This is a genomic window from Devosia elaeis (genome assembly GCF_001650025.1).
GTDB lineage: Bacteria > Pseudomonadota > Alphaproteobacteria > Rhizobiales > Devosiaceae > Devosia > Devosia elaeis.
In genome coordinates, this window is record NZ_LVVY01000066.1 from 1 (window position 1) to 22,991 (window position 22,991).

Genomic DNA, 22,991 nt, shown 5'->3' on the forward strand with positions numbered 1-22,991 from the left:
ACTCTCCATAAAACCGGAGGGGACTTGGGGCTCAGGTCAATCCCAATAGCAACCGTCTCTTTCGAAGTTGGCTTTGCCGCGGCTGTATCCGATAGAAAGTTTCTGACTGGAATCCCAAGCAGTCTTGAGATCGAGTAGGACGATCATCGCGTGACGTTTGCACTCCTCCAATTCAGCACGCGTGTAGCGTCGTGATCTCGTCCCTCCGATTTCAGCTGCAATCTCACCAGCAAGGCTGATGACGCAATGATCATCGGTGCGGAGGTCGACGCGGTTCCGCCTTGAGTAATCGAAATTCATGGCTCTCTTCGCAAGATGGATAAACGCTCTGCCTGCACTGCCGTTTAGGCGCCACGACCACATGAACCCCATGCTTTCTGGGAATCGTAGGCGTCCATCCAGCCTACAGGCTCGGTCCACATATGGGCTTGTATCATCCCATGCTACCCCACCGATATTTGGTACTGGAAGTGGCACATTTCTCCGAGAAATTTTCGACCCGGAATGCATCGGATGTGGGCTGGGGGCAGCCCCCTGTCCGCCCCCTTCACAATGCGTCAGTCAGTGCTGCGGTCAAATGGCTGGCGGCGCTCGATCTGGGCGTCTGCCCAACATGCACCGATATGGACGATTGAAGAGTCCTAAACATTCTGAAATTCGTTCAAATTTACCGCTGCCTTCTTATCCATTGACGGGGATAGTCTTGAACTGTCAGTGACTTGGTACCTGGTGCAAGCGCATATTGGCTGTGAACGGCGTTCAAAGAACGGCATCAAGCTTGTGCAGGTCGGTTGTTGCACGGCAAATTTGGGGCTAGCGTGGCGGCCTTCCGAAATCGCGCTGCTGACCACTGCAAGCCGCAACCCTTGGGGACACTCGTGCTAAAGCTGTTCGGAGCGATAAATCCCCGCGCGTATACCGCAAGGGCCGCAGGAAGCTCACAGAGTCCTTTTAGCGCGGCCATGCTCCCCATGTAGCCAAAGGGGCGCTAGGCCAGCCAACGAGTCTCTCTGAGCTCGCAAACGGCAATCCGCTTTAGCTCAGTTGGTAGAGCACGATGCAAGAGCCGAAGGCTCGACCGCATCATTCGTGGATGGGCATTTCTGAAATGTGAACGGCAGTGTGAACGGACAAGCCGTTGCTAACGGAACGCTCCCAATGTAGAGTCCGTAAGTCGCTCATTTCGTTGAGAAAATATGGTGCCGCTTACGTGACTCGAACACGTGACCCCATCATTACGAATGATGTGCTCTACCAACTGAGCTAAAGCGGCGCCGGGTCGGGATTTGGTCCCGATGGATGGCGGGTCTTTTACTGGTCGTTTCCGGCCGATGCAAGAGGCAAGGCGGTCGGTGCGGCGGGCAGGGCGGGGACGCTGTCGGCGGGGGCGGTATCGACCGGCACGGGGCGGGCATTGAGCGCCACCGGAACCTTCCATTCGAAGGCATCCAGCCGCCCGGTCAGGGGAGAAACGGGCTCCCATTCGTCGCTGACGATATTGTCGGCGGTCCAGGCGGGATCACGCGGCGCCTGCAGGGCGCGGGCCAGCCATTCGCGGGCCTTGCCCTGGTCGCCGCTCTGACCCTCCTCGATCTCCGCCATCAGGCTGGCGACGCCCTGAGTGGCGTCGGGCCCAACAAAGGACAGCAGGGCTTCGCGGGCCAGGGGCCAGTCATAGGCATCGATGGCGGCGCGGGCCAGGGCCATGCCGGCGGCCCGGTGGGGCGGGGGCAATTCGATGATCTCGCGCATGCGCTTGAGCCGCTCGACCGCGGAGGCGCCGGGCTGGGCATGGGCGTAGAGCGCCGCAATATCGGGATGGCCGGTCGCCCGCCAGATGCGGCGCAGCAGGCTCTGTGCCTTGCGGGTCTCGCCGCGATGGGAATAGATGCGCGCCGCGATCAGCGCCGCCGGGACGAAATCGGGCAACAGTTTCAATGCCGTCAGGGCATGATCCAGCGCGGCATTGGGCTGACTGGTTTCGTTGTCCCGGGCGCGGGCGGTCTCGATGACGGCCTGGCGGCGGCGCTTGCGCGCCTTTTCCTCGCGCGTGGCGGGGGTTTCGGCATTGACCATGGCCACCGCTTCCGCCCATTGGCCGCGGCGCGCCAGGTCCCCGAACACTGCTTCTGCAGCCCAGGTCGTTCCCGGCGCCAGAGCCAGGGTCTTGTGGGCAAAGGTCAGCGCCGCTTCGGGGCGATTCTGGGTGCGGGCCTGATCGTATAGGCCGGTCAGCGCCGCGATTGCGGTTTTTTCGCTGGCGATCAGGGCGCGGTAATGCTCGCGGGCGGCCGGCATGTCGCCCAGGGCCAGGTCGGCGCGGGCCTCGAGCAATCTGGCGGCGCCATTGTCGGGCAGCCGGGCCTGGGCCTCGCGCGCCATGATGCGAGCGCGCGCCGGATCCCCCGATTGCAGGGCGATCACCGCTTCGGACAATGCCTCCACCCCCTGTTCGCGCCGCTTGGCGGCGCGGCGGCGCGCCATGGCTTTGGGGGCACCGATGACGCGCCGCACAATGGCCCAGAGAGCGATGATGAGGGCGGCGGCCAGCAGCAGGATGACGACGGCTGTGCCCAGGCGCGGTTGCATGCGCTGTCCGGCGATTTCAAGGGTCAGCGTGCCGGGCAGGGAAATGACCCACGCCGCCAGGGCGGCGATGGCCAGGCTGCCGATGATCCAGGAGGCAAGGCGGATCATGCACCGTTCTCCGTCGCGAGGGCAGCCTTGCGTAGATCGGCCAGGAAGGCTTCGGCCGCGGCCAGGGCCGCGATGTCGGCCGCGACATTGCCCGCCGCGGCCTGCATCGCGGGGGGAAGCGCCTCGAGCGCTGCTTGGGCGGCGGTGAAATCGCGGCGCGCCAGGGCGGCCTCCAGCCGGGCGATCTGCGCGTCGGGGCCATCGCCCTCGATCTCGCCGGCGGGGCGCATGGCGACGATATTGCGGGCCCAGTCCATGGCATTGTCCTGCCAATTGCCTTGGGCATTGGCGGGCCGGCCGGCCAGCATGTCGGGAATGGCGGCATCGAGACGCCGCGCGATCTCGTCGGGCCGAGGCAAGCCATTGGTGGCGCTGGCCGACAGGGCTTCGGGGATGGAAAGATCGGGCAGGGCCTGCCGCAATGCGCTCAATTCGGGTTCATAGGTCCGGCCGGACGCGAAGGCGCCTTCCAGGCCGGAAAAGATCAGTGGCAGGCGGGCGGCCTGGCCGCCGTTCTCCCGATTGGCATTGGCGGTTTCCGCCAGCGCGGTCACCCGGCTTTCGGTTTCGACGATGCGGGTCGCATTGTCTTCCGCTGCCTGTCGCAGTTCGGCCAATTGCGCTTCGAGCGCGGCAATGGCTTCCGCGTTGCCCGGATCGGGGGTGGAAGCAGACGACGCGCTGGGCGCCGCCGCAAGGCTTTCCACCTGGGCGGCGAGCGTCGCTACCTGTTCGGCCAAGCCATTATCGGTTTCGGACGCGGCGGCGGGCAGGGCAGCGATATTGGTTTCGAGGTCAGATATGCGGCTGGTCAATGCGGCGATCTCGCCCTGCAAAGCGTCGGCATTGTTCTGCAATTGTGGGATGGCGGTGCCGAATTGGGCCAGGCGCGGGTCAGTCGGAGGCGGGGCGGCAGGGGGGCTCGGCCAGAGTCCGAACCAGGCGAGGCCATAGGCGGCGCCCAGGCCGATGGCGCCACCCAGAAGGCCGGCCAGCCAGGGCGATCCCTTGCTCGGTTCCGGTTCGGCCATCCTGGTCGATGCAGCCGGCTTTGCGGTTTTTGCGGGCTCGGGCTTGCCGGCCGGGGCAGTCCCCGGCTTGGCTGCCGGGCCCGATTCGGTGCCCGGCGCGGTGCGGGCCGTGCCTTCCAGCATCGGCGGACGGACCGGCCCGGTCTTGTCCTGGCTTTTCGAATCGGCGGACGGCGTTGCTTTGCCGGGATTTTCAGCCATGGGCCTGCCTCCTGTCTGTTCCGATCATGGCCCAGTTTGCTCGCGCGCAAAAGCCAGCGCCAGCGCCATCATCGCCTCTTCGCTGGGATGGTCGGCCAGAAGGACGCGGCTGAAGCGGTTTTCGAGCAGCGGCGCGGCGACATTTTCCGACAGGCACAGCATGGGACGGTCGCGCCGGCGGCTATCGGGCAGGATCGGCGCGGCCAGGGCGCAGAAAATCTCCGCCGTGCGACGGGAATAGAGCAGGGTCGCGCCGAAGGCGCCTTGCGCGAGCCCCGTCGCCACATCCGGATCGAGCCCGGTCTCGGCCACCATTTCATAGACGGGGCTGGTGACCACCATGAGGCCGTGAGGTGCCAGGGCCCCGGCCAGATCGCCGCTCAGATGCCGGCCGGCCGGGTAGAAGACCGGCCCGGCCAGGCGCGCCAGGGCGATCCTGGTGACCAGCGAATCAAGCGTGCCTTCGGCGGCTTCCACCTCGGCAAAGCCCAATTGGCGGGCCTCATGGGCGGTGCGGTCGCCCACCGCGAAAACGGGAATGTCGAGCAATTGCGACAAGGCGTTCAGATCGGCCAGGGCACGCAAGGCATTGGTGCTGGTGATGGCTATGGCGGCAAAGCCCTGGGCCGGCGGCAGGTTGGCGGCGAGGGTCTGCCGGCTCATCAGCGGCGCCAGCGTGCTGGCGATGCCCAAGGCTGCCAGACGTTCCGCCGTGGCCTGGGCATCGGGCAGGGGTCGGGTTACCAGCATGTGCATCATGCCGTCCATTGCGCCAGCCAATCGGGCCCGGCCTGGGCCAGCAGGTCCCGGCCGACCTTGTCGCCCAGCGCCTGGGGATCGGTGCCGCGGACTTCGGCGCGGAACGATGTCTGGCCATCGAGACTGAGGATTTCGCCCTTGAGGACGAGCATCTCCCCGTCCCAGTGAGTCAGTGCCCCGACCGGGGTGCGGCAGGATCCGTCGAGCACGGCCAGCATGGTGCGTTCGGCGGCAATGGCCTGGTGGGTCGGCGCGTGGTCGAGCGGGGCGACGATTTCAGCAAGGCGGTCGTCGCCGGCGCGGATGGCGATGCCGATGGCGCCCTGGGCCGGGGCCGGCATGAACTGATCGGGATCGAGAATGGCGGTGGCGCGATGGGCCTCGTCCAGCCGCTTGAGCCCGGCCAGGGCCAGCAGGGTCGCATCGGCGACGCCATCGAGCAGCTTTTGCAGTCTGGTATGCACATTGCCGCGGAACGGCACGATGCGCAGGTCGGGCCGGAGCCGCCGGGCCTGGGCGGCGCGGCGAATGGAGGAGGTGCCGAAACGGGCCCCCTCGGGCAGGCTGTCGATATCCTTGACGCTTACCGAAATGAAGGCGTCGCGCACATCCTCGCGCTCGAGGAAGGCGGCCAGCACCATGTCCTGGGGCAGGCCGGTGGCCACATCCTTGCTGGAATGAACTCCGATATCGATGCGGCCCGCGAGCAGGGCCTCGTCGATCTCCTTGGTGAAGACGCCCTTGCCGCCGATATCGGACAGGGTGGTGTTCTCGGCCTGGCTGCGGTCGCCGCCGGTCGAAAAGACCTCGATCTCGATGTCACTCTCGGCCAGGCCATGAGCCTGGGTCAGGCGCTGACGCACCAATCTGGCTTGCGCGAGGGCCAATGGGCTTCCGCGTGTTCCGATCCGGGCGAAGGGCTTGGGCGATTGCATATCCGGGCGGTCCTGGTGTAGGCGATAGGCTCCCTCGTGGGAGTAGACTTTTCGTCATGACCGGGCAAGCGCCAGTCCTCATTCTCGGCATCGAGACCAGCTGCGACGAAACCGCCGCGTCCGTCGTCCTGCGGGATGAATCCGGTCGCGGCATCATTCGTTCCAATGTGGTGCGCAGCCAGCTCGATGAACATGCGGCATTTGGTGGCGTGGTGCCGGAACTGGCGGCGCGCGCCCATGTCGAATGGCTCGATCACATCATCGCCCAGGCAGTGGACGAGGCCGGCATCGCACTCGCCGATCTCGATGCGGTGGCGGCGACGGCCGGGCCGGGGCTGATCGGCGGGGTGCTGGTGGGGCTCACCACCGGCAAGGCCTTGGCCGCCGCGCTCGACAAGCCGCTGGTGGCGGTCAACCATCTCGAAGGCCATGCGCTGACGGCGCGGCTGACCGATCACGTGCAATTTCCCTATCTGATGCTGCTGGTTTCGGGGGGGCATAGCCAATTCGTGCTGGTGCGCGGGGTGGGCGAATATGAGCGCTGGGGCGGCACGATCGACGACGCTCTGGGCGAGGCCTTCGACAAGGTGGCCAAGCTCCTATCGCTGGGCCATCCTGGCGGGCCGGCCGTGGAGCGGGCCGCCAAGGCCGGCGATCCGCGGCGCTTCAAGTTTCCGCGACCGCTGCTGCGCGAGGCGCGGCTGGATTTTTCCTTTTCCGGTTTGAAGACCGCGGTGCGGTTGCAGGCGGAGGCCCTGGCCCCCCTGGATGAGCAAGATGTAAACGACATTGCCGCCAGTTTTCAGGCTTCGGTGACCGAGATCGTGGCGACGCGGTCGCGACAGGCGTTGCAGCGGTTCCGGGCCGAGCTGCCGGAAGCCGCGCCGCAATTGGTGGTGGCCGGGGGCGTTGCCGCCAATCGTAGCATTGCCGCGGCGCTCGCGGTGGTGGCGGCCGAAACGGGCGCGCGCCTGGTGGTGCCGCCGGTCGCGCTCTGCACCGATAATGGCGCCATGGTCGCCTGGGCCGGGGCCGAGCGGCTGGCCCTGGGCGCGGCCGACCGGCTCGACGTGGCGGCGCGGCCGCGCTGGCCGCTGGACGCGCCGGGCATGAAGGTGGACGATCATGCGGCTTGAGACGGTCTCGGTCATTGGCGGCGGTGCCTGGGGCACGGCGCTGGCGCAGGCCGCTGCGATGGCGGGGCGCGGCGTGACGCTGGTGGTGCGCCAGGCCGGGACCGCCGAGGCCATCAATGCTGCCCGGAGCAACGAGACGGCCTTGCCGGGTCAGACATTGCTGCCCGCCATCACGGCCTCGTCCGACTTTGCCGAGGCCGATATCGTCATCCTGGCCGTGCCCGCGCAGGCGACGCGCACCCTCCTGTCGGGGCTCGATGCGACGCTGCTGGCTGGCAGGCCGGTTGTGCTCTCGGCCAAGGGGCTCGAAACCGGCACCCTGGCGCGCCAGAGCGAAATCCTCGCCGACATGGTGCCGGAGGCTCTGCCCTATGTGCTGTCCGGTCCGAGCTTTGCCGCCGATGTTGCCGCGGGCCGGCCCACGGCGGTCACTTTGGCTGGCGACGATGCCGATGCCACCTCGGCCCTGGCCACCGCTTTGGCGGGGCCGAGCTTTCGCCCCTATGCCGCCGATGACCGGATCGGAGTGGAGATCGCCGGTGCACTCAAGAATGTCTATGCCCTGGCCTGCGGCGCCGTTGAGGGGGCCGATCTGGGCGCCTCGGCCCGGGCGGCACTGATCGCGCGGGCCTATGCCGAAATGGCGCGCATGGTCACCGCCATGGGCGGTTCGGCCCATACGCTGACGGGGCTGGCCGGGCTGGGCGACCTAACGTTGACCTGCACGTCGGTGCAGTCGCGCAATTATCAGTTCGGCATGGCGCTGGGCGCCGGCGGCAGTCGGCAGGATATCCTGGCCTCGGGCGCCAAGCTGGCCGAGGGCGTCGCCACCGCGCCGGTCGCGGCCGCCCTGGCCCGGAGCCTGGGTGTCGAAGCGCCGCTGATCGATGCCGTCGACGCGGTGGTCGCCGGCCAGGCCGATATCGCCACAATCGTCGCGGGGCTGATGTCCCGCCCGCTCAAGAGGGAACATTGACATGCTCTATGCCATGATCGCCAAGGACGCGCCCGGCGCGCTGCAGACTCGGCTCGATACGCGCCCGGTGCATCTGGAACACCTCAAGTCGCTGGGCAAGAAACTGGTCTTTGCCGGGGCGCTGCTCGATGCCGAGGAGAAGCCGGAAGGCTCGATCGTGGTCTTCGAGGCCGAGAGCCTGGAAGAGGCCGAAAAACTGGCCGCCGCCGATCCCTTCGTGCCGGCGGGCGTCTTTGCCAGCTACGAGGTGAAGCGCTGGCGCCTGGCCATCAACAATTCGGGCGCGGAGCTCTGACATGGCCTATTGGCTGATGAAATCGGAGCCCGACGTCTTCTCCTTCGAGGACCTGGTCAGGAAGACCGAAAAGGGCGAGGCCGAGGAATGGCATGGCGTGCGCAATTATGCGGCGCGCAACAATATGAAGGCCATGGCGATCGGCGACGAGGCCTTCTTCTACCATTCCAATATCGGCAAGGAGATCGTCGGCATCATGAAGATCGTGGCGCTGGCCCATCCGGACAGCACCGGCGAGCTCAACGCCAAGGGTGAAGTGGTGTGGGAATGCGTCGATGTGCAATCGGTCAAACCCTTCCCCCGTGCGGTGACGCTGGCCGAGATCAAGGCGACGCCGGAGCTTTCCGAACTCGAACTGGTCAAGCTGTCGCGGCTGTCGGTCTCCAAGGTTTCCGAGGCGGAATGGAAGCTGCTCTGCAAGATGGGTGGTCTGTAGCGGCGCGAGGAGAGCGGCATGCCCATCACGGTTTCCCGATCCGGCGCCGCTTTCGGCTATGGGCCGGATGGGGCAATTTTCGAGATCGGGGACGATCTGCCCGAGGCCTATTGGGCCCATCCGGCCAATGCTTGGACGCCGCTGATCGCCTCGCGCATTCCCGGGCTGGAGGGCGTCCGGCTCAAATATGAGGGCAGCCACCTCAGCGGTTCGTTCAAGGACCGCATCATGGCCGCGACGCTCGGCGAATTGCTGGCGCGCCAGCCCGATTGTCCCGGCGTGGTGGTGCCGTCCAGCGGCAATGCGGCAGTTTCAGCCGCTGCCCTTTGCGCGGGCCGCAATCTGCCCATGGTTGCCATCGTTCCCTTGGCGGTGCCGGTCGAGCGGCTTGCGCCAGTGACCAGCCGGGGCGGCCTGGTCGTGCGTGCGGGGGAGGGGCCGAGCGAGGCCTATGCGCTGGCCGATCGGCTGGCCGACGATCTCGGCTTCTTCCGGCTCTATTCCACGTTCGCCTCGCCCTGGGCGGAATGGGGATGCCGGTCGATCGGGCTGGAACTGGCCGGACAATCGGGATCGCCGATCAGCCAGATCGTGGCCCCAGTCAGCGCCGGTCCGGTACTGGTCGGGCTTGCCAACGGGCTCGCACAGGCTGGCCTCGACTCGCCTAGGCTCATCGCTGTGCAGGCTGCCGGTTGCGCGCCGATCGCCCGGGCCTTCGCAGCGGGCGATGACCGGGTTGCACCCTGGCTCGGCGCTGTCGACACCAAGGCTGCCGCCATTGCCGACCGGCTGGTCAACTACCCGCAGGACGGCACCAGGGTTCTCGAAATGGTGCGCGCCAGCCATGGCATCGGGTTGATGCGGTCAGCGATGCCGAGCTTGCGGCGGCGCGCGCCGCGCTCCTGCGGCACGATGGCCTCGACGCCGAGTTTTCGGCCTGTGCCGGGGTCGCCCTTCTGATGCGCGAAAAGGGCGCGGCGCAGGCGGGCACGGTTTGCGTGATAACAGCGTCCGGCTTCAAGCATACTTTTGCCGGTGATGCGCCGCAGAATGGGGCCGGCTCGGATCTGGCCGTCAAGGTCGAGCAATTTCTCGGCCGCGCCGCGCCCGGCGCGCTGCTTCTGCGCTGACCTTCCTATCCCGTCCGGCCGCCTGCCTGGACTGTTCTGGCTCGGCCCTGATCATCCAGGGGCTTGTGATCGGCCTCTTAGGCTAGGTGGTCGCCGCTCGCCGCGGGCGGAGTCGTCTTTACCGGCTCCGCCTCGGGGGCATATTTGTTGAGTAGCGGAAGCTGGGTCATCGAGAAGGCGATGGTCAGCGGCATGATGCCCCAGACCTTGAAGGCGACCCAGAAATCGGTCGAGAAATTGCGCCAGACCACCTCGTTGATCACGGCCAGGACCACGAAGAACAGGCCCCAATTCAGCGTCAGCTTCCACCAGCCCTCGGGGCGCAGCCTGTAGACATCGCCGAAGACATATTTGAGCAGCGATTGCCCGAAGGCCAGTCCGCCCAGCAGGATCGAGGCGAACATCACATTGGTGATGGTGGGCTTCATCTTGATGAAGGTGTCGTCCTGCAGCCAGAGCGTCAGCCCGCCGAAGACCAGGACCACGACGCCGGTGACCAGCGGCATGACCGCGACCTTCTTGAGGATCAGCCAGCTCAACAGCAGGGAAACGGTCATGGCGACCATAAACCAGGCGGTGGCGACGAAAATATCGGCGCGGCCATTCATGATGAAGAAGATGACCAGAGGGCCCAGCTCGAGGGCCAGCTTGGTGATCTGCGGACGCAATTCGTCCCAATTGACTTCCGGTTCGGCGGTCTTGTCGGTCATCGTTCTTTCCGTGGCATTGCAGCCAATGTGAGGGCATGCAGCCCCCGATGCAAGCCGATAGGCGGCAAGAGTGGTGAATTTGCGACGGCCGGCCGATCGCCCGCGGGACGGCTCAAAGCCCGGCAATCGCCTGGGCAAAGTCTTTCGCCTCGAAGGGTTCGAGATCCTCGACCCCCTCGCCCACGCCGATGAAATGCACCGGCAGGCCGAATTTTCTGGCAATGGCGACCAGGATGCCGCCCCGGGCCGTGCCGTCCAGCTTGGTCATGACCAGGCCGGTGACGCCGGCGCGCTGGCCGAAAATCTCCACCTGCTTCAGCGCGTTCTGGCCGGTGGTGGCGTCGAGCGTCAGCAGGGTGGCGTGGGGGGCCTCGGGATCGACCTTCCTGATGACGCGGATGACCTTTTCCAGCTCGTTCATCAGTTCATCGCGATTCTGCAGGCGCCCGGCCGTGTCGATGATGAGAACGTCCCGGCCTTCCGCCCTGGCCTGGGTGACCGCGTCGAAAGCCAGGCCCGAGGCGTCGGCGCCCGCCGGCCGGGCAATGACCGGGGCACCGGTGCGCTGGCCCCAGACCTGCAATTGCTCGATGGCGGCGGCGCGGAAGGTGTCGCCGGCCGCCAGCATGACCGAACGGCCCTCGCGGGCGAATTTCTGCGCCAGCTTGCCGATGGTCGTGGTCTTGCCCGAGCCGTTGACGCCGATCATCAGGATCACGAAGGGCTTCTTCGCCGCATCGATGGCGAGCGGCCGCGCCACCGGGCCCAATACCTTTTCCACTTCGGCGGCGAGCACGGCGCGGACATCTTCGCCCGAGACGTCCTTGTCGAAGCGGTCGCGGCGCAGGGTCTCGGTGATGGCCATGGCCGTGTCGAGGCCCAGATCGGCCTGGACCAGCACGTCCTCGAGCTCGTCGAGGGTCGCCGCATCCAGCTTGCGCCTGGTGAAGACGGCGGTGATCGAATTGGTGAGATTGTCCGAGCTGCGCCTGAGGCCGCCCGCCAGCCGCGCGAACCAGTTCCGGGGCTGGGCCGGCTCGGCAGAAGCGGGGATCGGGGCGGTGAATTGATCCTCGATGCTCTCGATATAATCGGGCGTGGTCTCGGGCGGGCCGGGCGGCGGCGGATGATCGGGCGGCGCCAGTGGCGCGGGCGCCGGTTCCGGCTCCGGCACGGGCGGTATGGTCTCGGGCACGGGCGGGGTGGGCTCGACGGGCGTTTCCGGCCGCGTCTCGGGTGGGGCCGGGCTGGGCGCCGGCGGGGTGCCGAAGAGACGCTGGAAGAAGCCGGGTTTTTTCTCGCTCATTACCTGTCTTTCGCTCGCTGTGGCCCGATATGCGCGCGCTATGCCGCGGCGCGCAGAGCTTCGCCGATCAGCCCGTCTTCGCCAAGCCCGGTGACGCGCACGCCGACCAATTCGCCGGCCGTCGTTCCCGGAACGTGCACGGGCACGAATTGTTCGGTGCGGCCCAGGCCGCTGCGCTCGATCAGGACGTTTTCGGTGCCGCCCAGACGGGTGCGGCACAGGGCGGCGAACTGCTTTTCACCCTCGGCGCGCAGCAACGCGGCGCGCTGGCGGGCAATGGCCTTGCCTACTTGCGGCATGCGCGCGGCCGGGGTGCCGGGACGGGACGAATAGGGGAAGGCGTGAATATAGGTAAGGCCGGCTTCGCCGATGAAGCGCCGCGAATTTTCGAACATCGCTTCGGTCTCGGTGGGAAAGCCGGCGATGATATCGGCGCCGAACACCATGTCTGGGCGCAATGTGCGCAGCTTTTCGACCACGGCCAGGGCGTCGTCGCGCAGATGGCGACGCTTCATGCGCTTGAGGATGAGGTCGTCGCCCGATTGCAGGGAGAGGTGCAGGTGCGGCATCAGGCGCGGATCGGTGACCGCCTCGTACAGCGCGGGATCGGCCTCGATGGAATCGATGGAGGAAATGCGCAGGCGCGGCAGGTCCGGCACGTGGCGGAGAATGGATTGGGTCAGCTTGCCCAGGGTCGGCGTGCCGGGCAGGTCGGGACCATAGGAGGTGATGTCCACCCCAGTCAGCACGATTTCCGCATAGCCATTGGCGACGAGCTTCTTGATCTGCTCGACCACGAGCCCCATGGGCACCGAGCGGGAGGGGCCACGGCCATAGGGAATGATGCAGAAGGTGCAGCGATGGTCGCAGCCGTTCTGCACCTGAACGAAGGCGCGGGTGCGGCCATCCATGCCCTCGATGAGGTGCCCGGCCGTCTCGCGCACGCTCATGATGTCGTTAACCTGCACCTTGTCGTTGAGCGGCGTGCCGAAGATTATCGGATTGTAGCTCTCGGCCTTGAGCTTGTCGGCATTGCCGATGACGAGATCGACTTCCGCCATATCGCCGAAGGTGCGGGCCTCGGTCTGGGCGGCGCAGCCGGTGACGATGATGCGGGCCTCGGGATTGTCGCGGCGGGCCTTGCGCACGGCTTGCTTGGCCTGGCGCACGGCTTCGGCGGTGACGGCGCAGGTGTTGATGATGACGGCATTGTCGAGCCCGGCCTTTTCGGCCTCGGCCTTCATCACCTCGCCTTCATAAGCATTGAGGCGGCATCCGAAGGTGAGGGTTTCGACAGCCATCAGGCGGCCTCGCTGCGCGTCCAGGCGCCGGTGACGGGATCGAGCCGGCCGCGCCATTCGAACTCGGCCGGGCCGGTCAGGGTCACGTGATCGTCCGCCCGCCATTCCACCACGAGATCGCCGCCCGGCACGGTGATCGTGGCCTTGCGGCCGGTGCGCCGGGTGCGGGCGCCATTGACCAGGGCGGCGCAGGCGGCGGTGCCGCAAGCCTGGGTCAGGCCGGCGCCGCGCTCCCAGGTGCGCAGGATGACGTGATCGGGCCGCACGACATTGGCGATGGAGATATTGGCGCGCTCGGGAAAGAGCGGGTGATTTTCGAGCAGCGGGCCGAAACGATCGAGCGCATAGGACCAGACATCGTCCTTGACCCAGAAGGTGACCTGGGGATTGCCCATGGACATGGCCGAGGGGGAATGGAGCACCGGGGCGTCGATGGGGCCGATCTGCAATTCGATCTGGCGGGTATCGGCGAATTCCTCGTTGAGGGGAATATCGTACCAGGCGAATTTAGGCGTGCCCATATCGACGGTGATCAGGCCGTCCTCGGTTTCCTCGCCGAAAAGGATGCCGGCAATGGTCTCGAAGGTGAAACGCTGCCGGCCCTGCTCGGCGGTCAGCGCCTGGACGACGCAGCGCATGCCATTGCCGCAGGCCTGGGCCTGGCTGCCGTCGGAATTGAGAATTTCGACATAATTGGCGGTGCCGGGCGTGCGCGGATCGTGCACGGCCATGATCTGGTCGAACCGGGTCTCGGAGCGGGCATTGATGGCGATGGCGGCCTGGGGCGTGACGCGCGCAGATGTGCCGCGCATGTCGGCCACGATGATCTGGTTGCCCAGCCCGTTCATCTTCAAAAAGGGGACGTCGCTCAATGCTTGCTTCCCGGCAGACCTGCGCCGCCATGCGGCTTTGCCGCCCTATATGGCGGAACTGGGCCGCAATTGCCAGAGCGCGGCCGGCATGGGCGAGCCGCGCTCCGGGCAAGGCAGTCGCCATAGCGAAAATTTTCTTTTATTTTTAACTACTTGGCTTCGGGGCGATCTTAACCAGACCGAGAGCTTTGTCGTGCGTCCGGCGCCGGTTGGGATAGATTGGCAAACGAAGAATGTCGTTCGTGTCCCCTTCGGAGTCCGATCCATGAACATGCCGCTCCTGTCCAACCAGATCATCACCGATTGGCAGCCGCATTATCCCAAGCTCTGGGGCAATCAATCCCTGCGCCTCAGCCACAGCCTCGCCGATTCCCCGCTCTTCACCGACGCGGCCCTGGCGGCGCTGATCGATCGCTCGCCGCGCGAGGCCTACCACGTCAATTATTCGCAGAAGACGCCCGGCAATCCGCCCAAGCGCCGCGAAGGCGAGATCAAGGACATTTCGGGCGCCGAAGTGCTCGAAGTGATCCGCAACGGCAATATCTGGGTCAACCTGACGGCGCCGGCCAAGACCGATCCTGCCTATGGGGACCTGCTGGACAGCCTCTATGCCGAGTTCGAGGAACGCGTGCCGGGGTTCAAGTCCTACAAGCGGAACCTGACTATTCTCATCTCCTCGCCCAATGTGTCGGTGAAATACCATTCCGACGTGCCGGGGCAGAGCCTGTGGCAGGTGCGCGGCACAAAGAAGGTCTATGTGTATCCCGCCCAGGCCCCGTTCATTTCCCAGCCGGCGCTGGAAAAGCTGATCCTGGGCCAGTTGCGCGAAACCGACATGCCCTTCGAGCCCTGGTTCGACGATTTCGCCCAGGTCTATGACCTGGAGGCGGGGCAGATGCTGCATTGGCCGCTCAACGGGCCGCATCGCGTGGTCAATCACGGCATGCTCAATGTCAGCTTCACCACCGAGCACTGGACCGACGACCTGCGCAAGCATTACGCGGTCAATTACGCCAATGGCGTGCTGCGCGACAAGCTGGGTGCCAAAAAGCTCAGCCAGCAGGTGACCGGCCTCTCCTATATGGCCAAGCTCGGTCTGGCGGGAGCGGTGAAATTCTCCCCGCTCAATCCGCAGAAGAAGAAAGTGTACAATGTCGACTTCCGGGTCGACCCCAGCGCGCCGGAAGGCGTGCGTGACATCGAGGCCTATGCGTTCGAAAAATGATCGCTTCCGACGCCCCTGTTTTTGTCGACCGCCGCCGCGCCGCAAGCGCGGTGGCATCCGGCTTTACGCCGGTGGCCAGCGTGGTGCAGAGCCGGCAGGATGTCGAGGCCCTGGCCCAGCGCTGGCAGATGCTGGAAAACAGGAGCGTCGACACGACGCCGTTCCAGAGCCTGGCCTGGGTGCGCGCGGTCTACGATTTCGAGGCCGCGCGCGGCAATGAAGGTTTCGACCCGGTCCTGGCCGTGCTCGAAGACGGGCGGCGGCTGGTGGCCATATTGCCGCTGGAGCGCATCGGCACGGCGGCGCGCCGCGCCCTGGTGCCGCTGGGCAATGGGTTCGGGCAATATGCCGACCTGCTGCTCGATCCGGGCATGGATGCGGGGGTGGCGGTGGCGCAATTGCTGCGCGCCGCGATCCAGGTGGCGCCGGCGGACGTGGTGAGCCTGCTCAAGGTCCGGGACGGATCGGGTCTGGCGCGGGGCCTGCCCAGGGGCCGGATCGAGACCGGCACCGAACTGGCCGCGCCCTATGTGGCGCTCGATGCCTTCCCCGATTTCGCCGCCTATTTCGCCACCATTCGTGCCAAGACGCGCAAGAACATGCGCAATGCCCGCAATCGGCTGGACCGAGAGGGCATGGTGGCCCACCAGGTGCTCGTGGAGCCGGCGGCGCAGCGCGAGCTGATCAAACGGACCCTTCTGGGGCGTGCCGAGCGGCTGCGCGAACAGGGCCTGACCTCCCGGGCCTTCAGCGATGGCAGCTTCCCGGCTTTCTGCGAAAGCCTGGCGGGCCGTCCGGACATGGACTTGCTGGCCTTTTCGCTCACCCATGACGATCGACCCATTGCCGAGCAATGGGGCTTCGTGCAGGGCGGGCGCTATTATGCCTATGTGGCGGCACGGGATTTCTCCAATTCCGACGAAAGCCCGGGCAAGCTGCATCTGGCCGAAGTGCTGCGGGCCTGTGCCGAGCAGGGCCTGGCGGGGTGCGATCTGGGCGTGCCGGCCATGCCCTATAAACTGACCTTCGCCACGGGCAGCGTGCCGGTGCGCGATTTCGCCGTGCCGGTGACCTTCAGGGGCTGGGTCCTGACCCGGCTCTGGGACGTGCAATTGCGGCCGGCGATCAAGGCGGCGCTCCTGCGCATGCCGGCAGGGTTGCGCGTACCACTCATGCGGCTGGCCGGGCGGAGCTGATCGCCGCGGCGACAAGGGGCTGGAAGCCTGCTGACAGGATGTGACAAGGGGCGTGGGAAAGACTGAGCCCATGGCCAATCCTGTCTCGCCCCGCATTGCCCAATATCTCGCCGCGTTGCCATTGCGGCCGGACATGGCCGTGCTGGAAATCGGCTGCGGCCCGGGCGTGGCGGCGCGGGAAATCGCCCGCATGCTGACGACAGGCCATATCCTGGCCATCGACCGCTCGGCCAAGGCGATTGGTGCGGCAAAGGCCGGATCCGGGTCGGAACTGGATAGCGGCAGGCTGGAATTCCGCCAGGCGGCTGTCGAGGGTTTTGCGCTGGCGTCGGGCGAGGCGCGGTTCGACCTGGCTTTCGCCATGCGGGTCGGGGCGCTGGACGGGCGGCATCCTGAACTCGAACAGGCGGCCCTGGCGCGGCTCAAGGCGGCGCTGAAGCCGGAAGGATTGCTGTTCATCGACAACCGACCGCCGATCCGCGGTGACGCCATTGCCGGCTTTTCTTGACTCCCTGCCGGCTTTGCTCTAGAGCCAGCCCGTTCATCAGGCATTCGTTCCTGAACCGCCGACCGGGGCCCCGCAAGGGTTCACACGATCCCGGAGGTCAACATCCGCCAGCGCGTTGCGCCCGCGGGTGGGTTTGGCGTTTTGTCCGATGCACCCTATCTCTCCGGAATTGTTTCCGGCAGACGAAGGATGGACCCGCTTATGTTTGAGAGCCTTTCCGACCGGCTTGGCAAGATTTTCGATGGACTTCGCGGACGCGGCGCGCTCAACGCCGCCGATGTCGACGCGGCCATGCGCGAAATCCGCCGGGCCCTGATCGAGGCCGACGTCTCGCTCGAAGTGGTCCGCGCCTTTGTCGAGCAGGTGCGGGAACGCGCCGTGGGCGCCGAGGTCACCCGTTCGGTGACGCCGGGCCAGCAGGTGGTCAAGATCGTCAATGACGAGCTGGTCTCCGTGCTGGGCTCGGATGCCGTCACCATCGATCTCAATGCGCCGGCCCCCGTCACCCTCCTCATGGTGGGCCTGCAGGGCTCGGGCAAGACCACCACCACCGCCAAGATCGCCAAGCGCCTCAAAGACCGGCAGAAGAAGAAGGTGCTGCTGGCCTCGCTCGATACCCGCCGTCCGGCGGCGATGGAGCAGCTGCGCGTGCTGGGCGAGCAAGTGGGCGTTGATACGCTGCCGATCGTTACCGCCGAAAATCCGGTCGAGATCGCCCGCCGCGCCGAGCGCGAGGGACGCCTGGGCGGCTATGACGTGCTCATTCTCGATACGGCCGGCCGCACCCATATCGATGAAGAATTGATGGCCGAAACCGTCGCCATCAAGGAGATCGCCCATCCGCATGAAATCCTGCTGGTCGTCGATGCGCTGACCGGCCAGGACGCGATCAATGTCGCCCGCTCCTTCGACGGGCGGCTGGACGTGACCGGCATCGTCATGACCCGCGTGGATGGCGACGGCCGCGGTGGCGCGGCCTTGTCCATGCGCGCGGCCACCGGCAAGCCGATCAAGCTGATCGGCGTCGGTGAAAAGATGGATGCGCTGGAGGATTTCCATCCGTCCCGCATTGCCGACCGCATCCTGGGCATGGGCGACATCGTCAGCCTGGTGGAAAAGGCCGCCGAGCACGTCTCTGCCGAAGACGCCGCCAAAATGGCGAAAAAGCTCAAGAAGGGCGCGTTTGACTTCGAGGATCTGCGCAGCCAATTGCTGCAGATGAAGAAGATGGGCGGCATGGGCGGGCTCATGGGCCTGCTGCCCGGCGCGGGCCAGCTCAAGAAGGCCATGGCCGGCGCCAATGTCGACGAGAAGGTGTTCGACCGGCAGGTCGCCATCATCAATTCCATGACCAAGAAAGAGCGCGCCAATCCCGACCTGCTCAATGCCAGCCGCCGCAAGCGCATCGCCGCCGGCGCGGGCGTGGAAGTGAGCGAGATCAACAAGCTGGCCAAGCAGCACCGCCAGATGGCCGACATGATGAAGAAGGTCGGCAAGGGTGGCATGGGAGCGCTGGGCGGCATGTTCGGCGGCAAGATGGGCGGCATGCTCGGTGGCATGCCCGATCTGTCCAGGATGGACCCCAAGCAGCTCGAAGCCATGGCTCGCCAGGCCGGCATCGACCCCGAACAATTGAAGGGCCTGCCCGCTGCGGACCTTCCTCCGGCGCAGAAGGCGCTACCCAGCGACGTCAATGCGCTGCTCAAATCCTCCGGCGGACCGGCTCTGCCGGGTCTGGGCGGAGCGCCCCGTTTCCCCGGCCTGCCCGGCCTGGGCAAGAAGAAATAACCCAACCCAACCGAGTTTACTGACAGGACTTACAAATGGCTCTCAAGATTCGCCTTGCCCGCGCCGGCACCAAGAAGCGCCCCTTCTACCACATCGTCATCGCCGATGCCCGTTCGCCGCGCGACGGCCGCTTCATCGAAAAGCTGGGCACCTTCAATCCGCTGCTGGCCAAGGACGCCGAAAACCGCGTTGTGCTGAACAATGAGCGCGCCCAGCACTGGCTGAGCGTCGGCGCCGTGCCGACCGACCGCGTGCTGCGCTTCCTTGACGCGGCCGGCCTGGCCAAGCGCGATGCCCGCAACAATCCGAAAAAGGGCGTCCCGGGCGACAAGGCCAAGGAACGCGCCGAAGAGCGCGCCGCCCGCGAAGCGGCCGCCAATGCCCCAGCCGAGGAAGCCGCCGCCGAATAAGTTCGGCGCTGCTGAAAATGAAAAAGCCCCGGTGGAGACACCGGGGCTTTTGCTTGCCTTGAACCTGACCTGCACTCGATGTCATCCCGGCGAAGGCCGGGATCCATCCTGAGATTGCAAGATGGGTCCCCGGCCTACACCGGGGTGACCCTTGGTCGGTCGCTTACTGCTTGAGCTTCGCCAAAATCGCTGCGCCCATTTCTTCGGTGCCGACGGTCTTGCGATTGTCCTGGGCGATGTCGCCGGTGCGCAGGCCGTCGCTGAGCACGGCCGAGATGGCGCCTTCGAGCTTGGTGGCCAGTTCGATCATGTTGAACGAATAGCGCAGCGCCATGGCGAAGCTGGCGATCATGGCGATCGGATTGGCGATACCCTGGCCGGCAATGTCGGGCGCCGAGCCGTGGACGGGTTCGTAGAAGGCCTTGCGCTTGCCGGTGACCGGATCGGGCGCGCCGAGCGAGGCGGAGGGCAGCATGCCGAGCGAGCCGGTCAGCATGGCGGCGACGTCGGAGAGAATGTCGCCGAAGAGATTGTCGGTGACCATGACGTCGAACTGCTTTGGCGTGCGCACCAGTTGCATGGCGGCATTGTCGGCCAGGATATGGTGCAGCTCGACATCGGCATAATCCTTGCCGACATTCTTGACCACTTCGTCCCAGAGCACGCCGGACTTCATGACGTTCTTCTTGTCGGCGGAGTGGACCTTGCCGGAGCGCGTGCGCGCCAGGTCGAAGGCGACGCGGGCGATGCGGTCGATCTCATAGGTCTCGTAGACCTGGGTGTCGACGGCGCGCTTCTGGCCGTTGGCCAGGTCTGTGATTTCCTTGGGCTCGCCGAAATAGACGCCGCCGGTCAGCTCGCGCACGATGAGGATGTCGAGGCCTTCGACCAGTTCCCGCTTGAGCGAGGAGGCGTCGGCCAGGGCCGGATAGCAGATGGCGGGCCGCAGGTTGGCGAAGACCGCCAGTTCCTTGCGCAGGCGCAGCAGGGCGGCTTCGGGGCGATGCTCATAGGGGACGTTGTCCCATTTCGGACCGCCCACGGCGCCGAAGATCACCGCGTCGGCAGCCTTGGCCTTGGCGACATCCTCGTCGGTGATGGCGACGCCATGCTGGTCATAGGCCGCGCCGCCCGCCAGGCCTGAATCGGTCGAGAAATCGGTGAGGCCTTCCTGATTGGTCCAGGCGATGAGCTTTTCCACCTCGACCATGATCTCGGTGCCGATGCCGTCGCCGGGCAGAAGGAAAAGGGAATGGGTGGCCATGTGGGGAAAACTCCTAGCCGTACTGGTGGGTACACTTGGCCGCGCACATAGCGGGATTTTGGATGTTTAGGCAAGGACGGGGAGGGGGAGAAGTGTTCGCTTGGCGCTCTTTCCTTCTCCCCTGCAGGGGAGAAGGTGGCGCAACGCGCCGGATGAGGGGTGAAGCATTCCGGTAGAAGCCGAGAGACTGCACCCCTTACCCCAGCCCTCTCCCCTGGAGGAGGCGAAGGGACCAATCGGGCAGTGTCAACCCGCAAAGAAGGGCTGGGTGCCGTGCGCCTCGATGGCGGTGGAAAGACGTCCCAGGGCATGGATATAGGCGGCGGAGCGGGCCGAGACATTGCGCGATTTGGCGATGTCCCAGACGGCGCGGCCCTCGCGCTCGACGATCTTGAGCAGGCGCTGGTGGATTTCCTCGAGGTCCCAGTAATAGCCTTGGCGGTTCTGCACCCATTCGAAATAGGACACGGTGACGCCGCCGGCATTGGCAAGAATGTCGGGCAGGACGATGATGCCCTTGCCGTCGAGAATCTTGTCGGCGTCGGGGGTGACCGGGCCATTGGCCAGTTCGAGCAGGACCTTGGCCTTGATGGTGCCGGCATTGTCCTTGGTGATCATGTCCTCGAGCGCGGCGGGGACCAGCAGATCGGCTTCGACGGCCAGCAATTCGTCGGCCGTGATGACATTGGCGCCCAGTTCGGCGGCCATGTCGGCGACCCGGCGGCCCGCATTCTTGCCGGCGATCAGCTTTTCGACATCGAGACCGCCTGGGCGGTAGATGGCGCCGGCCGAGTCGGAGACGGCGACCACGCTGTTGCCGTCGGCGGCGCTCAGGCGGGCATAGAACTGGCCGGCATTGCCGAAGCCCTGGATGGCGACACTGTGGTCCTTGTCGAGGCCGAGTTCGGACGCCAGATGGCGCACCAGGTAGAAGCCGCCGCGGGCGGTGGCGTCGTTGCGGCCGAGCGAGCCGCCCAGGGCGATGGGCTTGCCGGTGATGACGGCGGGGGAGACCTGGCCGGTGATCTGGTTATATTCGTCGGCCATCCAGCCCATGATCATGGCATTGGTATAGACGTCGGGCGCCGGGATATCGCGGTCGGGCCCGATGATATTGGCGAAAGCCTGGACATAGGCGCGGCTGAGGCGTTCCAGCTCGGACTTGGAAAGGCCATGCGGATCGACGCGGATGGCGCCCTTGCCGCCGCCATAGGGCAGGTTCATGACCGCGCATTTGAAGGTCATCCAGAAGGCCAGCGTTTCCACTTCCTCGATGGTGCTGTCGGGGTGGAAGCGGATGCCGCCCTTGGTGGGGCCGCGGGTATCGTCATAGCGGCAGCGCCAGGCCAGGAACGACTTGCGCGAGCCGTCATCCATGCGGATCAACAGGCGCGTCTTGGTGGTTTCACGCGGGTATTTGAGTTTTTCAGTGACGTCCGGGTCGATCTGCAGGTGGTTGGCAGCTTCTTCCAGGCGGATGAGCGCGCGGTCGAGCAGGGTGTCGTCGGACATGGTTAACCCTCATGAATAGGAAATATGCAGGACGCATAAAAATGCGGCACACAACTGCCATGATGTTACTGTTAGGTCAATAAACCTGACGCATACTGCCCTGAAATATTGTTCTCTGCCCATTGACTGTGCAAAATGGCAGCAGAATATAGGACTTCGATATGTTCCCCGAGATTTCGACCGTGTTCCCCTCCCTGCCGCTGCCGGAAATCCTCATCAATTCCGACGATTATAACCGGGTGATGCTGCTGGCGGAGCGATCCTTCCATACCATGCCCTATGTCTCGGCCTATCTGGAGCGCGAACTCAACCGCGCCGAGGTCTGCGAACCCTGGCATCCGGCGGGCGTCTCCATGGGACAGCGGGTGATGTTCCGGCTGGACGACGAGCCGCGCGTGCGGCTGGGGCGGCTGACCTATCCCAATCGTCCCTTCGGCGAGCGGGGCAATGTGCCCATTCTCGGGCCCGTGGGTGCGGCGCTGATCGGCATGCACCGCAATTCCAGCATCGAATGGCTCGACGAGGGCAATACCCGCACCCTGACGGTGCTCGATTACGGCTGGTAGCTCAGGCGGCAAGGCCGTTGCGGTCGAAGAAGACCCAGAACAGAAAGATGTTGGTCAGGGTGTGGGCGATGCTCACATAAAAGATCGAGCCGCTGCGCCAGACGATCCAGGCCCAGAACAGGCCCAACAGGGCGGTGCCGCCAAGAAGCATTGACCAGCCGCCTTCGAAGCTGAGGCCGGCGCCCAGGACCAGGGGGATGTGCCAGGCGGTGAACAAGGCACAGCCCAGCACGTAGCCCAGAAGCGGGCGGTTGCGGAAGGTACCGAGAAAGCCACCGCGCCAGGCCGTTTCCTCCAGCGGGCCATTGATCGAGGCGATCAGAATGGCCAGCCACATGCCGCCGCTGGTGAAGAACGTGGTGTTGGGCGCGAAAATGAGAATGGCGACGACGCCAACCTGTGCCAGCAGCAGGGGAATGATCCACCAGTCGCGCCAGGGCAGCCTTTCGGAAAAGAGCTGCCCGGAATTGGCGGGAAGGGCGTGCCAGCCGATCACCGGCAGGCAGAAGAACAGCCAGTAAAAGGTCAGCGAGAAGAAATAGCCGGCGCGCGGATCCCAGGCGGCGAGGGTAGGCACAAGCCAGGACAAGGCCGCGATCAGCAGGCCAGCATGGACGACGAGCGCGATTTGCCGCCGCAAAAGGGTTGGGGCGCCGGCCTCCGCCGGTTCGGCCTCTGGCGACGATGTGGCGGCATCAACCAAGGGGACAATCCTTCATGGGGCCGGCGGTCCTTCC

Annotated in this window: 24 protein-coding genes and 1 tRNA gene; 12 read left to right on the plus strand and 13 right to left on the minus strand. The window is 65.7% G+C overall.

Annotation, left to right across the window (positions count from 1 at the left end; all coding sequences use genetic code 11):
• Positions 1 to 36 precede the first annotated feature (36 nt).
• From A3840_RS19395 to hemC, 6 genes are all read right to left on the minus strand, one after another.
• Positions 37 to 300, minus strand: a complete 264-nt coding sequence (locus A3840_RS19395) for a hypothetical protein (protein WP_131798249.1) — start codon at positions 298 to 300, stop codon at positions 37 to 39.
• An 897-nt stretch (positions 301 to 1,197) separates the two neighbouring features.
• Positions 1,198 to 1,273, minus strand: a tRNA-Thr gene (locus tag A3840_RS04705).
• 38 nt (positions 1,274 to 1,311) lie between these two features.
• Positions 1,312 to 2,697, minus strand: coding sequence for a heme biosynthesis protein HemY (locus A3840_RS04710; protein ID WP_067452677.1), 1,386 nt, complete (start codon positions 2,695 to 2,697; stop codon positions 1,312 to 1,314).
• Positions 2,694 to 3,929, minus strand: coding sequence for a COG4223 family protein (locus A3840_RS04715; RefSeq protein WP_067452680.1), 1,236 nt, complete (start codon positions 3,927 to 3,929; stop codon positions 2,694 to 2,696). The genes A3840_RS04710 and A3840_RS04715 overlap by 4 nt, the downstream gene beginning before the upstream one ends.
• 24 nt (positions 3,930 to 3,953) lie before the next feature.
• Positions 3,954 to 4,679, minus strand: a complete 726-nt coding sequence (locus A3840_RS04720) for a uroporphyrinogen-III synthase (protein WP_165603121.1) — start codon at positions 4,677 to 4,679, stop codon at positions 3,954 to 3,956.
• 5 nt (positions 4,680 to 4,684) lie between these two features.
• Positions 4,685 to 5,623 carry a hydroxymethylbilane synthase gene (gene hemC, locus A3840_RS04725; RefSeq protein ID WP_067452683.1) on the minus strand — a complete coding sequence of 313 codons (939 nt, stop codon included), beginning with the start codon at positions 5,621 to 5,623 and terminating at the stop codon, positions 4,685 to 4,687.
• A gap of 56 nt (positions 5,624 to 5,679) precedes the next feature.
• Between hemC and tsaD the strand changes: the two genes are divergently transcribed.
• The 6 genes from tsaD to A3840_RS19605 are packed head-to-tail and all read left to right on the plus strand — an operon-like array spanning position 5,680 to position 9,596.
• A complete protein-coding gene (gene tsaD, locus A3840_RS04730) occupies positions 5,680 to 6,759 on the plus strand; it encodes a tRNA (adenosine(37)-N6)-threonylcarbamoyltransferase complex transferase subunit TsaD (protein ID WP_067452686.1) in 1,080 nt (359 codons plus the stop codon).
• Positions 6,749 to 7,735: an NAD(P)H-dependent glycerol-3-phosphate dehydrogenase gene (locus tag A3840_RS04735; protein ID WP_067452689.1), complete on the plus strand. Its 987-nt coding sequence runs from the start codon at positions 6,749 to 6,751 to the stop codon at positions 7,733 to 7,735. The genes tsaD and A3840_RS04735 overlap by 11 nt, the downstream gene beginning before the upstream one ends.
• A 1-nt stretch (position 7,736) precedes the next feature.
• Positions 7,737 to 8,030 carry a YciI family protein gene (locus A3840_RS04740; protein ID WP_067452692.1) on the plus strand — a complete coding sequence of 98 codons (294 nt, stop codon included), beginning with the start codon at positions 7,737 to 7,739 and terminating at the stop codon, positions 8,028 to 8,030.
• Position 8,031: 1 nt separating this feature from the next.
• Positions 8,032 to 8,466: an EVE domain-containing protein gene (locus tag A3840_RS04745; protein WP_067452695.1), complete on the plus strand. Its 435-nt coding sequence runs from the start codon at positions 8,032 to 8,034 to the stop codon at positions 8,464 to 8,466.
• Positions 8,467 to 8,484: 18 nt separating this feature from the next.
• Positions 8,485 to 9,426, plus strand: coding sequence for a PLP-dependent lyase/thiolase (locus tag A3840_RS04750; RefSeq protein WP_067452699.1), 942 nt, complete (start codon positions 8,485 to 8,487; stop codon positions 9,424 to 9,426).
• Positions 9,426 to 9,596 (plus strand): hypothetical protein, encoded by a 171-nt coding sequence (locus A3840_RS19605; protein ID WP_165603122.1) that lies wholly within the window; start codon positions 9,426 to 9,428, stop codon positions 9,594 to 9,596. The genes A3840_RS04750 and A3840_RS19605 overlap by 1 nt, the downstream gene beginning before the upstream one ends.
• 77 nt (positions 9,597 to 9,673) lie before the next feature.
• Here the strand turns inward: A3840_RS19605 and A3840_RS04755 are convergent, their stop codons facing one another.
• From A3840_RS04755 to dapF, 4 genes are all read right to left on the minus strand, one after another.
• Complete coding sequence (locus tag A3840_RS04755; protein WP_067452702.1) at positions 9,674 to 10,306, minus strand: septation protein A; 633 nt, start codon at positions 10,304 to 10,306, stop codon at positions 9,674 to 9,676.
• 112 nt (positions 10,307 to 10,418) lie between these two features.
• The gene (gene ftsY, locus A3840_RS04760) at positions 10,419 to 11,612 is read right to left on the minus strand and encodes a signal recognition particle-docking protein FtsY (protein ID WP_067452705.1); all 1,194 of its coding nucleotides are present in this window, start codon (positions 11,610 to 11,612) and stop codon (positions 10,419 to 10,421) included.
• Between the two features lie 38 nt (positions 11,613 to 11,650).
• A complete protein-coding gene (mtaB, locus tag A3840_RS04765) occupies positions 11,651 to 12,913 on the minus strand; it encodes a tRNA (N(6)-L-threonylcarbamoyladenosine(37)-C(2))-methylthiotransferase MtaB (protein WP_067452771.1) in 1,263 nt (420 codons plus the stop codon).
• Positions 12,913 to 13,761 carry a diaminopimelate epimerase gene (gene dapF / locus A3840_RS04770; protein WP_067452708.1) on the minus strand — a complete coding sequence of 283 codons (849 nt, stop codon included), beginning with the start codon at positions 13,759 to 13,761 and terminating at the stop codon, positions 12,913 to 12,915. Before dapF ends, mtaB begins: the two co-directional genes overlap by 1 nt.
• Positions 13,762 to 14,050: 289 nt before the next feature.
• Here dapF and A3840_RS04775 point away from each other — a divergent pair, with 289 nt between their 5' ends.
• The 5 genes from A3840_RS04775 to rpsP all read left to right on the plus strand — a co-directional run bounded on the left by A3840_RS04775 (position 14,051) and on the right by rpsP (position 18,912).
• Complete coding sequence (locus A3840_RS04775) at positions 14,051 to 15,010, plus strand: hypothetical protein (RefSeq protein WP_082903660.1); 960 nt, start codon at positions 14,051 to 14,053, stop codon at positions 15,008 to 15,010.
• Positions 15,007 to 16,206, plus strand: a complete 1,200-nt coding sequence (locus A3840_RS04780) for a GNAT family N-acetyltransferase (RefSeq protein ID WP_067452711.1) — start codon at positions 15,007 to 15,009, stop codon at positions 16,204 to 16,206. Before A3840_RS04775 ends, A3840_RS04780 begins: the two co-directional genes overlap by 4 nt.
• 70 nt (positions 16,207 to 16,276) lie before the next feature.
• Positions 16,277 to 16,714: a methyltransferase domain-containing protein gene (locus tag A3840_RS04785; RefSeq protein ID WP_067452714.1), complete on the plus strand. Its 438-nt coding sequence runs from the start codon at positions 16,277 to 16,279 to the stop codon at positions 16,712 to 16,714.
• Between the two features lie 201 nt (positions 16,715 to 16,915).
• On the plus strand, positions 16,916 to 18,502 hold the full coding sequence (gene ffh, locus A3840_RS04790; RefSeq protein ID WP_067452717.1) for a signal recognition particle protein: 1,587 nt from the start codon (positions 16,916 to 16,918) through the stop codon (positions 18,500 to 18,502).
• A gap of 35 nt (positions 18,503 to 18,537) precedes the next feature.
• On the plus strand, positions 18,538 to 18,912 hold the full coding sequence (gene rpsP / locus A3840_RS04795) for a 30S ribosomal protein S16 (RefSeq protein WP_067452720.1): 375 nt from the start codon (positions 18,538 to 18,540) through the stop codon (positions 18,910 to 18,912).
• Positions 18,913 to 19,075: 163 nt separating this feature from the next.
• On the opposite strand, the gene leuB is transcribed toward rpsP, so the two are convergent.
• Together leuB and A3840_RS04805 are read right to left on the minus strand one after the other, a co-directional pair.
• Entirely contained in the window at positions 19,076 to 20,176 is a 1,101-nt protein-coding gene (gene leuB, locus A3840_RS04800) for a 3-isopropylmalate dehydrogenase (RefSeq protein WP_067452725.1), read from the minus strand.
• Between the two features lie 246 nt (positions 20,177 to 20,422).
• Positions 20,423 to 21,688 (minus strand): Glu/Leu/Phe/Val family dehydrogenase, encoded by a 1,266-nt coding sequence (locus A3840_RS04805; RefSeq protein WP_067452728.1) that lies wholly within the window; start codon positions 21,686 to 21,688, stop codon positions 20,423 to 20,425.
• Between the two features lie 161 nt (positions 21,689 to 21,849).
• Between A3840_RS04805 and A3840_RS04810 the strand changes: the two genes are divergently transcribed.
• Positions 21,850 to 22,254, plus strand: coding sequence for a GreA/GreB family elongation factor (locus A3840_RS04810; RefSeq protein ID WP_067452731.1), 405 nt, complete (start codon positions 21,850 to 21,852; stop codon positions 22,252 to 22,254).
• A 1-nt stretch (position 22,255) separates the two neighbouring features.
• On the opposite strand, the gene A3840_RS04815 is transcribed toward A3840_RS04810, so the two are convergent.
• Positions 22,256 to 22,957: a CPBP family intramembrane glutamic endopeptidase gene (locus tag A3840_RS04815; RefSeq protein ID WP_067452734.1), complete on the minus strand. Its 702-nt coding sequence runs from the start codon at positions 22,955 to 22,957 to the stop codon at positions 22,256 to 22,258.
• Positions 22,958 to 22,991: the final 34 nt, after the last annotated feature.

Coding starts and splice junctions, on each gene's coding strand:
- A3840_RS19395 (WP_131798249.1), bottom strand. CDS start 300: ATGAATTTCGATTACTCAAGGCGGAACCGCGTCGACCTCCGCACCGAT.
- A3840_RS04710 (WP_067452677.1), bottom strand. CDS start 2,697: ATGATCCGCCTTGCCTCCTGGATCATCGGCAGCCTGGCCATCGCCGCC.
- A3840_RS04715 (WP_067452680.1), bottom strand. CDS start 3,929: ATGGCTGAAAATCCCGGCAAAGCAACGCCGTCCGCCGATTCGAAAAGC.
- A3840_RS04720 (WP_165603121.1), bottom strand. CDS start 4,679: ATGCTGGTAACCCGACCCCTGCCCGATGCCCAGGCCACGGCGGAACGT.
- hemC (WP_067452683.1), bottom strand. CDS start 5,623: ATGCAATCGCCCAAGCCCTTCGCCCGGATCGGAACACGCGGAAGCCCA.
- tsaD (WP_067452686.1), top strand. CDS start 5,680: ATGACCGGGCAAGCGCCAGTCCTCATTCTCGGCATCGAGACCAGCTGC.
- A3840_RS04735 (WP_067452689.1), top strand. CDS start 6,749: ATGCGGCTTGAGACGGTCTCGGTCATTGGCGGCGGTGCCTGGGGCACG.
- A3840_RS04740 (WP_067452692.1), top strand. CDS start 7,737: ATGCTCTATGCCATGATCGCCAAGGACGCGCCCGGCGCGCTGCAGACT.
- A3840_RS04745 (WP_067452695.1), top strand. CDS start 8,032: ATGGCCTATTGGCTGATGAAATCGGAGCCCGACGTCTTCTCCTTCGAG.
- A3840_RS04750 (WP_067452699.1), top strand. CDS start 8,485: ATGCCCATCACGGTTTCCCGATCCGGCGCCGCTTTCGGCTATGGGCCG.
- A3840_RS19605 (WP_165603122.1), top strand. CDS start 9,426: ATGCGCGAAAAGGGCGCGGCGCAGGCGGGCACGGTTTGCGTGATAACA.
- A3840_RS04755 (WP_067452702.1), bottom strand. CDS start 10,306: ATGACCGACAAGACCGCCGAACCGGAAGTCAATTGGGACGAATTGCGT.
- ftsY (WP_067452705.1), bottom strand. CDS start 11,612: ATGAGCGAGAAAAAACCCGGCTTCTTCCAGCGTCTCTTCGGCACCCCG.
- mtaB (WP_067452771.1), bottom strand. CDS start 12,913: ATGGCTGTCGAAACCCTCACCTTCGGATGCCGCCTCAATGCTTATGAA.
- dapF (WP_067452708.1), bottom strand. CDS start 13,761: ATGAACGGGCTGGGCAACCAGATCATCGTGGCCGACATGCGCGGCACA.
- A3840_RS04775 (WP_082903660.1), top strand. CDS start 14,051: ATGAACATGCCGCTCCTGTCCAACCAGATCATCACCGATTGGCAGCCG.
- A3840_RS04780 (WP_067452711.1), top strand. CDS start 15,007: ATGATCGCTTCCGACGCCCCTGTTTTTGTCGACCGCCGCCGCGCCGCA.
- A3840_RS04785 (WP_067452714.1), top strand. CDS start 16,277: ATGGCCAATCCTGTCTCGCCCCGCATTGCCCAATATCTCGCCGCGTTG.
- ffh (WP_067452717.1), top strand. CDS start 16,916: ATGTTTGAGAGCCTTTCCGACCGGCTTGGCAAGATTTTCGATGGACTT.
- rpsP (WP_067452720.1), top strand. CDS start 18,538: ATGGCTCTCAAGATTCGCCTTGCCCGCGCCGGCACCAAGAAGCGCCCC.
- leuB (WP_067452725.1), bottom strand. CDS start 20,176: ATGGCCACCCATTCCCTTTTCCTTCTGCCCGGCGACGGCATCGGCACC.
- A3840_RS04805 (WP_067452728.1), bottom strand. CDS start 21,688: ATGTCCGACGACACCCTGCTCGACCGCGCGCTCATCCGCCTGGAAGAA.
- A3840_RS04810 (WP_067452731.1), top strand. CDS start 21,850: ATGTTCCCCGAGATTTCGACCGTGTTCCCCTCCCTGCCGCTGCCGGAA.